Raw genomic sequence first — 14,912 nt, forward strand, 5'->3', positions numbered from 1 at the left:
GATAAACTTTCTGAATACTATTCCTTCTCTTTCATAAAAATAAATACAAGTATTATTTGTTTGTTTTTCCTTTGTTATAGTCAAGGTAAATATAAATAGGCGGCTTCTTTTTTAATTAATTCGGTAATTGAAAAGCACGAGAACAATGATCTAATATTATACTTTAAGGTAGGGAGTATTATTCGTATTGGTTCTTTTTTTTCAGTTTTGAGACTCAGGCGAAAAATTACTTTTTATTTAAAAGAAGTTTTCTATAAAGATACCAGAACCAAATTAAAGATATGATACCTGTAAACCACATTAAAATTGCAGATGTAATAGCGGCACCTTTTATACCATATTTAGGAATTAGATAGTAATTAGTTATTATATTAATTATTAATGCAAAACTCGCTATATAATAGTTAATATGGGCTTTTCCAATAGATGATAATAAGTTGCCAAAAAGACCCCTGAAAATATAAATACCAACAATTCCAAACATCAATATTAAAAAAGTATCTACAAACTGAATAAAGTTGCGATCTAAAATAGCTAGAATTTGTTCTGCAAAAAGAAAACTAAATAAAAGTAAAACACAACTGATCATTAAAAAAAATAGCATGTAACTTTTCATATAATTAACAATGTAATTTTTATCATAAATCTTTTCTGTAAAAGCAACAAAATCGGTTGCAATAAATACTCTCGGTAAAAAGAGTAAACTAAAAGGAATTAAGGAAATATATCTGTAATTTGTAATCATTTCGGTATCCTCTAACAAATAACCTATTAATAAAATATCTATAACAAAAAGTAACTGAGTTAGAACATTAGACAAGCTGGCAAAAACACCATATTTCCAAAATGAAAAATTAGTTATTGCTAGTTTTATTTTTGATGAAAAATCAATATTTAACTTATTTATAAATAGTATTGAGGTTAATAAAGGGGTTGCTATAAGAGCAATTGTATACCCAATTTCTTGAAAGAAATAACTCAAAATAAAAACACTTAACAGGAGTATTATGCTATGCGAAAATTCAGTATAAGCAAAAATTTTGTTATTATGTTGTAGTCTAAATTGAGCTCTTATAATTTCAAAAATAAAAGAGGGTAGAATTATAAATGATAAAATTATTATGTATAATTGTGTGTTCTCGAACTTAAATGTCACAAAAAAACTACTGAAAATTATAAGTGCTATGATGGCTAAAGAAGCTAAAACACCTTTATTTAAAACATATAAAAACAAACTATTTTTCTCTTCTTTACTTTTCAATAAAGCACCGTATCTTATTAAACTTTGATTCAATCCAAAACCACTAATAGGAATTAAAAAAACGATAATATTATAAGCAAAAAGTACGACCCCTAATTCATCATTTGAAATTAATTTTAAGGCTAACCAAGAGGCTATAAACGAAAAAATTCTAGCAAATATGGTAGCTATAAAAACATAGCTTCCAGCCCTGTTAATAAAATTTTTTACATATGTTATTAATAAATTCAATATTTTATTTTTAGTGCTTTGTTGTAAAGATCAGAAAAAATAGTAGCAATGGCTTCTTTACTAAAATTACTTTTAGCGTAAGCGTGCATTTCTTTGGATGTAGCTAATTTTTGTTGTTGTGTTTGTTTTATTTTTTCTAATAATTCTTTCTTATTTCCTATCTCTATTAAGAAACCAAAGTTATGAGGAAAATACTCTTTAATACCACCAACATCTGTGGATATAACCGGGATTCCGCAAGAAAAAGCCTCAAGAATTACACAAGGCAAGCTTTCATAATCACTAAAAAGCACTAAAACATTTGCATTCTGTATCTCTTTTACAAGTTCTTTATGAGCAATATGATTTATAAAATGAATGTTTGCTGTTTTAAATTGCAAGTCTTTAATTAGTGATGAAAAACCATCTATTTTTTCACCAATAAACTTCCAGGTAAAAGCACCTATTTCAATTTCAAGCTTTTTAGCAACTTGCAACATTTGAGGAACATTTTTTAAAGGGACCATATTCGAAATATGAATTATGGTAAATTCGTTTTCTTCCTTTTTTTTGGGCAAAAAAAGTTTTGTATCAACAACGTTAGGTACTGGAAAGTAATTTCCTTTTAAACCAAAATGTTCCATTGAATCTGCTAAGTTTTGAGTGACTGGACAAATAAAGGAAGCATTTTTTGTAATTAGATTTAAAATTATTTTTTGAAAAAAAGTCCTATTTTTTAATTTTGGCGTTAAATATCCAGACCAATGTTCAGAAATTAAAAAAGGTTTTTTTTGAAGCCATTTTAAATGTAAAGCAAACAACCCAAAAGGGTATAATTCGTGAAGATGAACAACATCAAAAGGTTTTACTTTTTTGAGTAAAATTAAGTAAGCTCTGCAAAATTGAATTAATTTTACAACTCTGCTATTTGTTTTTTTAACATAGGCAATGTGAGTCTGAATTCCATTTATTTTTTTCGAAGTGAATTCTATGTTTTTTGTACAATTTTTATCTGTAATAATATGCAAAACAGAAACATTTTGTTTTAAAGAAACAGCCTCTGCATGGCGTTGAATAAAGTCTCCATTGTTTGTTAAAACTCTAGAAGGATACCAACCACAGATAAATAAAACGTTAAGTTTATTGCGCAAGAAAATTTGTTTAGTTTTACAAATATAACAAAGAATAGTTTTTTTTAGTATTAATATTTATACTTTTAACGTATGGAAATACAACATGTCTTTTTTGATTTAGATCATACTTTATGGGATTTTGAAAAGAATTCCGACTTAGCTTTTAAAAAAGTGTTTGATAAACAAAATATTACGATAGATTTAAACAGTTTTTTGGAGGTTTATAAGCCTTTAAACCTTCAATACTGGAAACTGTATAGAGAAGAGAAAGTTACAAAAGAAGAATTAAGATATAAGAGGTTAAAGAGTACTTTTGATGCTGTAAATTATCGTATTTCAGATAATTTAATTGATGTTATTGCCATTGAGTACATCAATTTTTTGCCAGATTTTAATCATTTATTTGAACATACTTTTGAAATTTTAGATTATTTAAAAGGTAAATACCAATTACACATCATCACAAATGGTTTTGAAGAAATTCAAACAAAAAAAATGGAAACTTCAAAAATTTTACATTATTTTGATATAATCGTAACTTCTGAATCTGTTGGTGTTAAAAAGCCAAATCCAAAAGTTTTTAATTTTGCTCTTGAAAAAGCCAATGCCATAAATAGTGCTTCCATAATGATCGGAGACAGCATTGAAGCGGACGTAGAAGGTGCTTTAAGTGTTGGAATGAAAGCAATTCATGCAAATTTTGAAAAAGGAAAAGTAAATAATGTTAATTTTAATTCAATAACATCTCTTTTGGATATAAAAGAGTATCTTTAAGGTGAGAAATGTTTCCCTAAAACATTTTATTTATGAAATCCTCCACCACAACAAGTATCATTATTTGCTTTTTCCTAATTACTTCGTGTTACGAAAGGTTAGATTTTGATCAATTAGATAATTTTGTATCTAAACCAATTTTCACTTTTTCATTAAACTATTTTTCTCTAGTTCCTTATCAGTTTTTTACTGCTTCAGGCGATCAGCAAATTGAAATTTCTGATATATTTGATGTGAAAGATTTACAAAATGTATATTTTCTAGATGATGTAGTAAAGCTCGATTTCAATGCAGAAATAAAAAATGAATTCGATAGAGAGGTCAGTATTGTTGTAGAATTTTTTAATAAAAACAATGATGTTTTATACACTTTTACACCTTTAGTCGTAGAATCCAAAGTTTTAGATTACATATTTTTAGATGAAATTAAAATTGCATCTAATCCTGATATTTTAGATACAAGTAAAGTTAAAATTACAATAACATTAGCAGAAACAGGAATTCCATTGAACATAAACGACACTAGTGAGGTTGAGTTTAAGTCATCAGTTACTTTATATATTGAATCAAGATTTTAGCATGAAAAAATTTTTATTTTTTTTATTAATTTTGTTCTTCTATAAAGTCACTGCTCAAAATAAACAAGTTTTATATGATTTTGTAGAATTACCTCAAACATTACTTTTAAACCCAGGAGCAGAAACCAGTTATCAATTTCATTTTGGACTGCCCTTATTGTCGGGTTTGTCAGCAGAATTTGCTTCTTCAGGTGTAGTTTTAACAGATGTGTTTTCGTTAGATCATAAAGATATAAATGATAAGATTTCTAAGGTTTTGAATAATTTAACCACAAGGGATTTTATTAAACTTAATTTACAAATTGATATTTTTAATGGAGGGTTTAGGATTCATGATTCATATGTAAGCTTTGGTTTATACGAAGAAATTGATGTAATAGGGTATTATCCAAAAGATTTAATAACTATTTTAAATGAAGGCAATACTGCTTATTTAAATAGAAGTTTTAGAATTTCTCAACTAACATATAAAGCGGATGTTATTGGTGTATTGCATGCAGGTATTAGCAAAAAAATAAATGAAAAATTAACAGCAGGGGCAAGATTTAAAATATACTCTTCAGCTTTAAATACCGAGTCTTCCATGAACACCGGAACTTTTACTACAGTTTTAGGCACAAATAATATTTATAGACATTACTTGTCTAATGTAAATATTAATACAAAATCATCTGGGTTGTTTAATATTGATGATGAGTTGATAGATGACCCAGCTACATATTTAAAAAACACGTTTTTTGGAGATAATATTGGAGTTGGAGTCGATTTTGGCTTAACGTATCACATAACACCCCAATTTGAGTTTTCTGGAAGTATTTTAGATTTTGGTTTTATAAAACATAAAAAAAATATTAAAAATGGAACTTTAATAGGAAGTTTTATTTCTGAAGGAAGTAATTTTCAATATGACCCTGATAACCCAGAAAATTTTTGGAACGAATTAGGCAATAATTTGGGAGAACAATTGCCAGTAAAAGAAAATAAAGAGTCCTATATTTCGTGGAGGCCAACAAAATTAAATGCTGCTTTAAAGTATAGTTTTGGCGAAAAAAGAACTGAAATTTGTTATGATGATAGGTACAAAGATTTTTATACAGATGCTTTAGGTATTCAATTATACAGTATATTTAGACCTTTAAGGCCGCAATTGGCATTAACTGCTTTTTATCAAAAATCAATAACAAATAAAATTCACACAAAAGTAACTTATACGATAGACGACTTTTCGTACGCAAATATTGGAGCAGGGTTTTCGGCACAATTTGGTAAGGTTAATTTATATGGTATGTTGGATAATATTTTAGAGTACACAAATTTATCTTCTGCAAATAGTGTATCTTTCCAATTAGGAATTAATGTAATATTTAATTAATATGTTAAAAGAAACAATTTTTTTTTTAGTGCTTTTGATAAGTACTTCACTTTTTAGCCAACAATCTCAATTTGATAAGTATCAATATATAATTGTACCACATAAATTTGATTTTGTAAATTCTACAGATCAATTTCAAACAAGTTCACTAACCAAATTTCTATTAAGAAAGAAAGGTTTTAAAGTTTTTTTAAGTAATGAAAAATTACCAGAAGATTTGCGAAATAACAGCTGTATTGGGTTGCGTGCAATAGTTAAAGACGAGTCAAGTATGTTTATAACTAAAAGTAAATTAGTAATACAGGATTGTTATAACAAAGTTTTATACACTTCCAAGATAGGGAAAAGTAAAGAAAAACTTTACCAAAAGGGGTATCGAGAAGCTATTAGAAAAGCTTTTGATTCAATGACCGATTTTGAATATACTTACAAACCTTCTTTGTTTTTGAAAAAGAAAGAAAACCAAGAAGTAATTAGTTCAAATACGAGTTCTAATGAAGCAGCTGTTCAAGCTAAGAAAATAGTACAAGTTGTTGAAATTTCTGAGATAAATAAAGAAGGTGAAAAAGAAGAAAATTTAGTTTCTAATTCTTTAGAGGTCTTATATGCTCAGCAGAAAAATAACGGATTTCAATTAGTTAATACAAAACCAGAAGTCGTTTTTGTAATTTTAAAAACGAATCTTAAAGATGTTTTTGTCATCAAAGACGTAAATGGAATTTTTTATAAAGTAGGGGAGAATTGGGTTTCTGAGTATTATGAAAATAATCAATTCATACGAAAAGAGTTTCAAGTAAACTTCTAATAATTATACTTACTTTTCCATCTATTTTTTAAAGCTTCTTTAAACTGATTTTCTCGTGGATTATTTCCTGGTGCATATAATTTTGTTCCAGAGAGTTCTTCAGGTAAAAACTCTTGTTCTACAAAATTGTTAGCAAAATCATGAGAATATTTATAATTCTTTCCAAAATCTAAATCTTTCATTAATTTAGTAGGTGCATTTCTTAAATGCAAAGGAATAGATAAGTCACCGGTTTTTTGTACTAAATCCAGTGCGCTGTTTATTGCTAAATAAGAAGCGTTACTTTTTTGTGAATTTGCTAAATATACAGCACATTGACTTAAAATAATTCGAGATTCAGGATTGCCAATTACAGAAACTGCTTGAAACGTATTATTTGCTAAAATTAAAGCTGTAGGATTTGCATTTCCAATATCTTCAGACGCAGAAATTAGCAATCTACGTGCAATAAACTTAACATCCTCGCCACCTGCAATCATTCGTGCCAACCAATATACAGCGCCATTTGGGTCACTACCTCTTATGGATTTTATAAAAGCAGAAATATTATCATAATGTTGTTCCCCAGTTTTATCGTATCTGACAGTATTTTTCTGAACCTTTTCTAGAACTAACTTGTTTGTAATTTCAATTTCTTCATCAGCAGAAACAAGTAATTCAAAAATATTTAAAAGTTTTCTTGCATCACCACTCGATACTTGCAATAAGGCATCCGTTTCTTTTAATACAATTTTTTTGGTGGATAAAATTGGGTCTTTTTCCATAGCTCTTTTCAAAAGCGCAATTAAATCGTTTTTATCAAAAGAATTTAAAATATAAACTTGACAGCGAGAAAGTAAAGCAGGAATCACTTCAAAACTAGGGTTTTCTGTAGTTGCACCAATTAAAGTTACCCAGCCTTTCTCAACAGCACCTAACAAAGAATCTTGCTGAGATTTACTAAATCTATGAATTTCATCAATAAATAAAATAGGGTTTTTTGCAGTAAATAAACCTCCACTCTTTTTCGCTTTTTCAATAATCTCTCTTACATCTTTAACACCTGAACTTATTGCACTCAAGGTATAAAAAGGTCTGTTAGATGCGGTCGCAATAATATTTGCTAAAGTAGTTTTACCAATTCCTGGAGGTCCCCATAAAATTAAAGATGGAATAATTCCTTGTTTAATTAGATTTGTTAAAACACCATTTTCTCCAACTAAATGTTGCTGGCTAATATAATCACTAAGTATCTTGGGTCTAATTCTTTCTGCCAAAGGTTCATTCATTTAGTAAAAATAGCAAAGATTTCTGACAGAATATGTAAAATTAGTGTTTGGTTATATTTTTGCTATTTTTATTGTCTATGAATGATGAGAATCAACTAAAAATATCAAAGTCAATTTTTCTAATTCCAATGTTCTATATCGTCATAATATGGTTCATTTATTGGATTGAAATACAATATGGGTTTAATTTTAATAAGTTTGGTGTTTATCCAAGAACGCTTGAGGGTTTTAGAGGTGTTTTTCTAACGCATTTTATCCATAGTAATACTAATCATGTTTTTAATAATTCAATTCCATTATTTGTGCTTTTAAGCAGTCTTTTTTATTTTTATAAAGATGTTGCTTATAAAGTTCTAATTTTTGGAGGTTTATTGACCGGTTTTTTAACTTGGTTATTTGCTAGAGAATCTTTTCATATTGGCGCTAGCGGAATCGTTTATTTACTTTTTAGTTTTGTTTTTTTTAGTGGAATCATAAAAAAGCATTATAGATTAGTGGCACTTTCTTTAATAATAATTTTTCTATACGGAAGTATGATTTGGTATGTTTTACCGATTAAAGAGGGTATGTCTTGGGAAGGACACTTATCCGGTTTTGTAACAGGTTTCTTTTTTGCTTTTATTAAAAGAAATAAAGGGATTGTAAAAAAGGAACATGAATTTTCAAGAACAGAATTCGATTTGTTATTTGATGATAGCGGAAATTTTTCACCACCTGAAATAGTGGAAAATAAAGAAAACGAAAAGAGAGTAGAAGAGTAGACTTAAAGCATTCGTTGTCTTACAGTCTCATATAAAAAAGCACCACAAGCTACAGAAACGTTTAAAGAAGCTATTTCGCCTAAAAGCGGCAACTTTGCTTTATAATCTACCATTTTTAAGATCGATGGGTTTACACCTTTATTTTCAGAGCCCATTACAATAGCCATTGGTTGATTTAAATCAATATCATAAACAGAGCTTTCTGTTTTTTCAGTTGCGGCAACTGTTTTAATATCGGAAGCTTGTAACAAAAATAAAGCATCTTTAATATGATCAACTTTACAAATTGGTATTTTAAAAGCGGCACCAGCAGAAGTTTTTATAGTTTCAGCATTTACAGGAGCACTTCCATTTTTTTGTATGATAATTCCGTGAACACCAGTGCATTCTGCAGTTCTTATAATTGCACCGAAATTTCGAACATCAGATAATTGATCTAGAAGTAAAAACAAAGGTGTTTTTTCGCTCTCTATCACTTTTTCAATTAATTCTTCCAAATCATGAAATTCTACAGGTGATATTTGAGCAACAGCACCTTGGTGATTGCTGTTTTTGGATAATCTATCTAACTTTTCAACAGGAACCATACTGGTAGTTAGATTTTTAGCTTTAATTAATTTGTTGAGCTCATAAAATAACTCACCTCTTAATCCCTTTTGTAAATATATTTTATTAATTGATGATCCACTTTCTATCGCTTCAATAATTGCTCTAATACCAAATATATTTGTTGTTTCTGCTGTCATGATGCAAATGTACGCTATCTATTTTTTTTGAATTAAAAATATGGTCTATAATTTCATTACTTTTTTTGTGATAACTTTATCTGTAAGATATATTTTTAAGTGATATAGACCTTTCGCAATAGTTGAAACATCTATTTCATTCTTATTAGAAGTGCTAATTACTTTTTTCCCTAAAATCGTGTACACTTCAATCTTTTGAATTGAATTTGGGCTATCTATCGTTAGCACGTTTTTTACAGGATTAGGGTATGCCTTTATTTGGTTTAACGCTATTTCATTGGTACTTAAAGCACTGCAATTTGATAGATTAAAATCTATTTCTATAGGGTCATTAGGAGTTAAATCTTTTCCTGTAAAAGCCGGATAATTTAAGGCATATTTTTTTGCTCTAAATATATTGTTGCTTGATGGTATATCGCCTTGAGTTAAAATTGTCCCTGAGCTTATTGGATTTATATATTCCCATACAATAGTATCATTGCTGTCTATTTCAAAAAAACGACCACTTGTTCCTTCACAAATTAGGATATTATTATTTGGTAATCTTTGTGCGCTAGATAATATTGGGGAATAAAAATCGGTGTTGCCCACAGAAGGGTATATGTAGTCTGGGTTAATAGGGCCAAAAGAAGTATTCGAGTTTTTTATATAAACACCAGGAGCGCTTGTAGGTGGCGTAATAATATTTATTTCTGAATAAAGTGTTGCTCTATTGATACCATTGTTGTACAAAATTATTTTACCTTCTCCTAATAATCCATTTGAAATCCAATGCGGGTTATGCTGACCAAATAATTTTTGATCTACAAGTGCTCCTTGACCATACGCCCCTGGGTTGCCCCATCGATATAAAAGATCGCCCCCTTTACCGTAAGTTCCGCCAGAGTTAGTAGCTGCTTCTTCAGTAGTTGTAGAATGATCTATAATATAAAACTCACTAAGGGTTTTACTCCCCAAAATAATTTGATCTAAATCTTCATTATATTGAACAGAATTAATGTGCATCCAATTCGCATTACCATTAGATTCACCTAAAAAATTGATGTCCATTAATTGATGATTCTCACTTATAACTCCAAAATTATCTTTTGTGTTGTCAAAGTCTTGAATGAAATGATCTTTAAAATCCCATCTCCAAATAATATTCACAGCATCTGTTCCTTGAGGCTCAATTTCTAGTATGTGTTCATTATATAATTGATTTGATGTTAAATTCGAAGGCTTTCTCCCTAATTGAATTGCTTCTGTATCTGTTAAAATAGAGGCTGCTAAAACTAAAATATTTCCATTAGGCATTGGATAAATGTCATGATGTTGACTTGCATTTAAATCGGAATATACATATCCCCAGAGTACATTCCCTTCCCAATCAAAAAGCTCAATTCTTCCTCCTACACCTGGTATAGCTATATTTCCAGGGTTTGGTCCAGCAGAGGCCCTTAATAAGTTTCCGTTTTCTAGCAAGTAAACAGACTTACCAGAGTTGAAAGCACTTGTCCATTGATTTATAACTTGACCACAATTATTAATCAAGAAGGTTTCCTTGCCTGTGGTAAAAAGAGTATAGGCATCATAAGAATTTTCGCTATTGATAATTGTTCCAATGGTATTTTGACTACTTAAAGTTAGTGATGTTATAAAATAAACAAAAACTAAAAATTTATATTTTTTTTTCATAATTATTTGGCGTTTAATTCGAATAATTCAGTTTTACCATTATTAACGGCAATAATAGCTAAGATTTTATTTAATTTTTTATGATGAATCAACTCTACAGATTTTGCGTTTCCGTTAAGATACAGTCCTGTGTTTTTTGGAGGTAAAACCGTATAATTGTCCTTTTTGTTTGATAGTAATACCAATCCATAAGGATTATCTAAACGAGGAGTTTCAACTTCTGTGTTGTAAATATTACCAACAACAATTAGATCTTCAAAACCATCCTGATTAAAATCAAAAGTATCTCCATCCAAAATGGGCATTGTTTGAGCCATAGCAGGTAATATTATTTTTTTAAATTTGTTTTCACCTTTATTTAAAAGTAAAATACTTTTAAATTCATTGACCTCTCGGTTATAAGATGTCTGAAGTTTTTGACCATAAATATCTTCTAATGATGAGTTTGCAAATTCGTAATAAGATTTAATTCTTTTTGATATAAAGGGCATTTGCTGGGTAGAACACTCTTTACCTCTTAATGGAACATATTTTCCATCGTATTGATAACTTAATACAATGTCGTGAGTACCATTTTCATCAAAGTCGTCGGCATAAATACGCAAAGGCTTTTCTTTGCTTGCTTTCAGCTTATTATTTAATCCCATGTTTCCAATTACATAATCTTTAAGACCATCATTGTTAACGTCTGTTTCCGTAATACTGTTCCACCATCCTTTTTCAGTATTTAACTTGCTAGTACTAGAGATGTCTTTAAAGGTGCCTTTATCGTTTAAAAAAACACCCACGTGAGTCCATTCGCCTACAGCAATAAAATCTTGCCATCCATCATTATTAAAATCGGTTGTAATTACCTTATTTATAATGCCGAAATTTTCAAAGGTAGGTGCAATTTTAGCTGTGGTATTTTTAAAAATTCCATTTACATTTTCATAAATAATAGAAGGTTCATGCACAGGATATTTTTGAGGTTTTATTCTATTCCCTAAAATTATATCAAAATCACCATCATTGTCAAAATCAATTTTACTTACTGTTTTTCCACTAATAGTATAGTCTTTTATCTCGTTGGTCTCCTTATTTTTGAAATTCCCTTTTCCATCATTGATGTATATTCTATCTTTTAAGCTTTCAGATCTTTCAAGAAACTCATTGCCGCCGCTAACAACATATAAATCAAGGTCACTGTCATTATCAATATCAATAAATAAAGCCTCCATATCTTCATAATGTGCGTCTTTATCGAAAATAGTATTTTTGATTTTTTCAAAAGAGTTGTCTTTTTGTAAATAGATGGCTGCTGGTTGGTTTTTTGCACCACCAATAAACACATCTTCTTTACCATCATTATTTACATCACCTTTTACGATATAAGGGCCTAATGTAGATTGTTTTTGAGGTAATAATATTTCTTTTTCAAAGTCATTAAATTCATTTTCTACGTGCGTAAAATTAAGAAGAGTATTATTTTTCTTAAAAAGAGTATTGTTAGTTTTTTGTCTTAATTTATTATGGTTTTTAGCATCTTTTTCATTAAAAATAAGATTAGAATTTGCTTTTATATTATATTTTTCTTCAAAGTTTCCAGAGGCCCATAAGACTCTTACCGTATCTATAATTTTATGTTTACCCAAACCAAAATGGACAGTGTTGTCTACAGAAGATAAATAGCCTCTAACTCTTTTCGATTCTTTTGTTCTGGTTTTACCATCATAAATAAGGGTTACTTTAGCAAAGTCTTCAGAGATTGTCCCTTTGGTTTCTATTTTTACATAATTCCCTGTATCATTTTCTGTAGATAGGTTTTTAAAAAGAAAAGCATCATCATCTATGTTGTTTACAACAATATCTAAGTCACCATCATTATCTAAATCGGCATAAGCTGCTCCGTTAGAGAATGAGGGTTCACTTAAACCAGAATCTGATGTTTTATTTAAGAAATTTAAGTTCCCATTATTTGAAAAGAATAGATTTGTTAGTTTTTCTGAAGGCAATTGGTTGTAAATTTCTTCTTTAATTTTTAAAGGTACTTTGCCTCTATACTGCTTTTTTATATTTGAAATTTGAATTCGAATATCGTTGTCTAAGGCATATCTTCGATAGCCATTTGTAACATAAATATCGTTATTTTCATCATTATTTGCATCAAAAATAAGACCTGCCCAACTCCAATCTGTTTTGGATAAGCCGGTTACTTGTGCTACATTATGAAACTTGTTGTTGCCAATATTAAGTTGTAATGAATTAAACATGTATTGATGGTGAAGGTCTAATTTGTTTACAAGTAGATTATGCTTTTCTACGTTCATAGAAGCCATTAATGTTTTAGAACGTATGTGGTCTGCACTCGCCATATCTAAAACAAAAATATCATTTAAATTATCATTATTTATATCTTCAACATCTACTCCCATTCCATAAAATGATACTTGTTTGGTAGCTTTTTTTATTTGATCTGTGAATGTGCTGTTTCCGTTGTTTAAGTATAAGGCATCTGGCACGTAGTAGTCGTTGGCAATATAGATGTCTAACCAACCATCATTGTTAATATCACTGACACATAAACCTAGGCCAAAAGTAGGTTTTAGTAAGCCAGATTTTTCTGTAATATCTATAAATTTACCATTATTATTTTTATATAGGTGACTCGAACTTTGGTGAAGGCGTTTCTTGTTTTTAAGTGTTTTATAAAATGTAATCGGGTCTAATCCGTAATAATCATTTTCATTTGCCACGATACAGTCTAAGTCTCCATCTTTATCAAAATCAAAAAAAGAAGCTTGCGTACTGATACCGGTATCAGCTAAACCATATTCTACTGCTTTTTCTGTAAAAGTATTATCCTTCTGATTTATATAGAGTAAGTTTTGTCTTTCCTCTAAGTTGTAAGGACCTCCTTGTGTAACATAGATATCCATCCAACCATCATTATTGACATCTGCAAAGGTTACACCGTTTGACCAGTTTTTATGCTGGTTGATGTTGGCTTTTTCTGAAATATCTTCAAAGACGAGGTTTCCTTTGTTTAAGAATAATTTATTATCTACTTGGTTACCACAGAAGAAGACATCTTTTAAACCATCATTATTAACATCTACAATACCAACCCCAGCACCATTGTAAAAAAAATCGTAATCAAAAAGATTTGATTTCGTCGATAAATCGTGCTTTAAAGTGTTTTTAAAATCTAAATTACTTTGTTTTTTATTTATTTTTTGAAAATTGAATAACGTTATATTTACTTTTTCTCCCAAGTTTTGACTATCTAAGATAGTTTCACTTTTATTAGAACAACTTGATAGAATTAGAATTGATATATAAAGCGTTAAATAAGATTTCATTTTTTTAAATTTTGTTAAAAAAAAAGAGCTTTATAAATAAAGCTCTTTTTCTTTTTATAAATAATATTTAGTTATTATAAACAAAGTGTAATTGGTAATAAACCTGGTGCAGGTGTAGGTCCAAAATAACCAAATGATGTGCCATCTGGTGCAAATATTTCAAATTCTACTTCTGAAGGGTATGAACCACCTACGAACTCCCAAGTTGCCTCTAAAGTTCCTGCAGGTATAGTAACAGTCTCTGTTACATCAATCCATTGTGTATCTCCAACGCTTCCTCTAGTTGCAGGATCTGCATCCCAGTAACTCGGAATAGCGAATACTGAATCAACACCATCCATAGTCACAGTCACATTACTACCTTGCCATCCATCACCATAGTTGTCATACATTCTAATTGAATAATCACCTGGTTTAGGAGAACATAGTAATAAAGTGTTGTATAAATATGGAGAAGACCAATATCCACCGGTAATGATACCAGCAGCATCTTTAGCTCCGTATGTTCTACCATCGGTTAAATTTAGACGTAATTCAAATACAAATAAATCTCCAGGAGCATGCATTGATGCATCTAATCCCATTGCAGCTTCAGCTTCACCAAAAGTTGCAGATACAGTTGTTCTAGGCAATCCAACAGGACCTGTTGTAAATGCAGATGCAGGGATCGTTTTTACCAACGCTTCCGCTTCAGTATTACCGTTATCTGGCGTAAGATCTCTTATAGATACATAAACATCTACACTTTCTAATAATGCCCCACCTTCACTGTCTTGTTCTTCAACTTCTACAGAGAAGGTTGTACTCGCAATACTTGAGTTTAGAGTATTTGACAATACCTCTATTGTTCTTAGAACGGCACCTGCTTTGGTGTCTTCTACTACCTGGTCTACTACGGTATCTGAGTCCTCACAAGAATTGAAGGAAAAAACCAATAAACCTGATAGAAAAATTTTAAATATGTTTTTCATGTTGTTATTATTTTT

12 protein-coding genes are annotated in these 14,912 nt (G+C 29.6%); 5 read left to right on the forward strand and 7 right to left on the reverse strand.

What is annotated here, in order from left to right:
• Positions 1-226: 226 nt before the first annotated feature.
• Positions 227-1,492: a polysaccharide biosynthesis C-terminal domain-containing protein gene (locus tag ATE90_RS02425; protein ID WP_036783556.1), complete on the reverse strand. Its 1,266-nt coding sequence runs from the start codon at positions 1,490-1,492 to the stop codon at positions 227-229.
• On the reverse strand, positions 1,489-2,622 hold the full coding sequence (locus ATE90_RS02430) for a glycosyltransferase family 4 protein (protein WP_036783559.1): 1,134 nt from the start codon (positions 2,620-2,622) through the stop codon (positions 1,489-1,491). The genes ATE90_RS02425 and ATE90_RS02430 overlap by 4 nt, the downstream gene beginning before the upstream one ends.
• A 72-nt stretch (positions 2,623-2,694) precedes the next feature.
• On the opposite strand from ATE90_RS02430, the gene ATE90_RS02435 reads away from it, so the two are divergent.
• The 4 genes from ATE90_RS02435 to ATE90_RS02450 are packed head-to-tail and all read left to right on the forward strand — an operon-like array spanning position 2,695 to position 6,133.
• Positions 2,695-3,378 (forward strand): YjjG family noncanonical pyrimidine nucleotidase, encoded by a 684-nt coding sequence (locus ATE90_RS02435; protein WP_101450735.1) that lies wholly within the window; start codon positions 2,695-2,697, stop codon positions 3,376-3,378.
• A gap of 32 nt (positions 3,379-3,410) precedes the next feature.
• Entirely contained in the window at positions 3,411-3,956 is a 546-nt protein-coding gene (locus ATE90_RS02440) for a hypothetical protein (RefSeq protein ID WP_101450737.1), read from the forward strand.
• 1 nt (position 3,957) lies between these two features.
• Entirely contained in the window at positions 3,958-5,328 is a 1,371-nt protein-coding gene (locus tag ATE90_RS02445; protein WP_101450739.1) for a DUF5723 family protein, read from the forward strand.
• 1 nt (position 5,329) lies between these two features.
• Entirely contained in the window at positions 5,330-6,133 is an 804-nt protein-coding gene (locus ATE90_RS02450) for a hypothetical protein (RefSeq protein WP_036783565.1), read from the forward strand.
• Here the strand turns inward: ATE90_RS02450 and ATE90_RS02455 are convergent.
• The gene (locus ATE90_RS02455; RefSeq protein ID WP_036783566.1) at positions 6,130-7,401 is read right to left on the reverse strand and encodes a replication-associated recombination protein A; all 1,272 of its coding nucleotides are present in this window, start codon (positions 7,399-7,401) and stop codon (positions 6,130-6,132) included. The genes ATE90_RS02450 and ATE90_RS02455 overlap by 4 nt on opposite strands.
• A 128-nt stretch (positions 7,402-7,529) precedes the next feature.
• Between ATE90_RS02455 and ATE90_RS02460 the strand changes: the two genes are divergently transcribed.
• Positions 7,530-8,162 carry a rhomboid family intramembrane serine protease gene (locus ATE90_RS02460; RefSeq protein ID WP_254712291.1) on the forward strand — a complete coding sequence of 211 codons (633 nt, stop codon included), beginning with the start codon at positions 7,530-7,532 and terminating at the stop codon, positions 8,160-8,162.
• A gap of 2 nt (positions 8,163-8,164) precedes the next feature.
• On the opposite strand, the gene rlmB is transcribed toward ATE90_RS02460, so the two are convergent.
• From rlmB to ATE90_RS02480, 4 genes are all read right to left on the reverse strand, one after another.
• The gene (gene rlmB / locus ATE90_RS02465; RefSeq protein WP_036783573.1) at positions 8,165-8,908 is read right to left on the reverse strand and encodes a 23S rRNA (guanosine(2251)-2'-O)-methyltransferase RlmB; all 744 of its coding nucleotides are present in this window, start codon (positions 8,906-8,908) and stop codon (positions 8,165-8,167) included.
• Between the two features lie 45 nt (positions 8,909-8,953).
• Entirely contained in the window at positions 8,954-10,585 is a 1,632-nt protein-coding gene (locus ATE90_RS02470; protein ID WP_101450741.1) for an aryl-sulfate sulfotransferase, read from the reverse strand.
• Positions 10,586-10,587: 2 nt separating this feature from the next.
• On the reverse strand, positions 10,588-13,926 hold the full coding sequence (locus ATE90_RS02475) for a VCBS repeat-containing protein (protein ID WP_036783577.1): 3,339 nt from the start codon (positions 13,924-13,926) through the stop codon (positions 10,588-10,590).
• A gap of 74 nt (positions 13,927-14,000) precedes the next feature.
• On the reverse strand, positions 14,001-14,897 hold the full coding sequence (locus ATE90_RS02480; protein ID WP_036783579.1) for a hypothetical protein: 897 nt from the start codon (positions 14,895-14,897) through the stop codon (positions 14,001-14,003).
• Between the last annotated feature and the right edge of the window lie 15 nt (positions 14,898-14,912).

It is taken from the genome of Polaribacter sp. Hel1_33_96, from assembly GCF_002846595.1.
GTDB lineage: Bacteria > Bacteroidota > Bacteroidia > Flavobacteriales > Flavobacteriaceae > Polaribacter.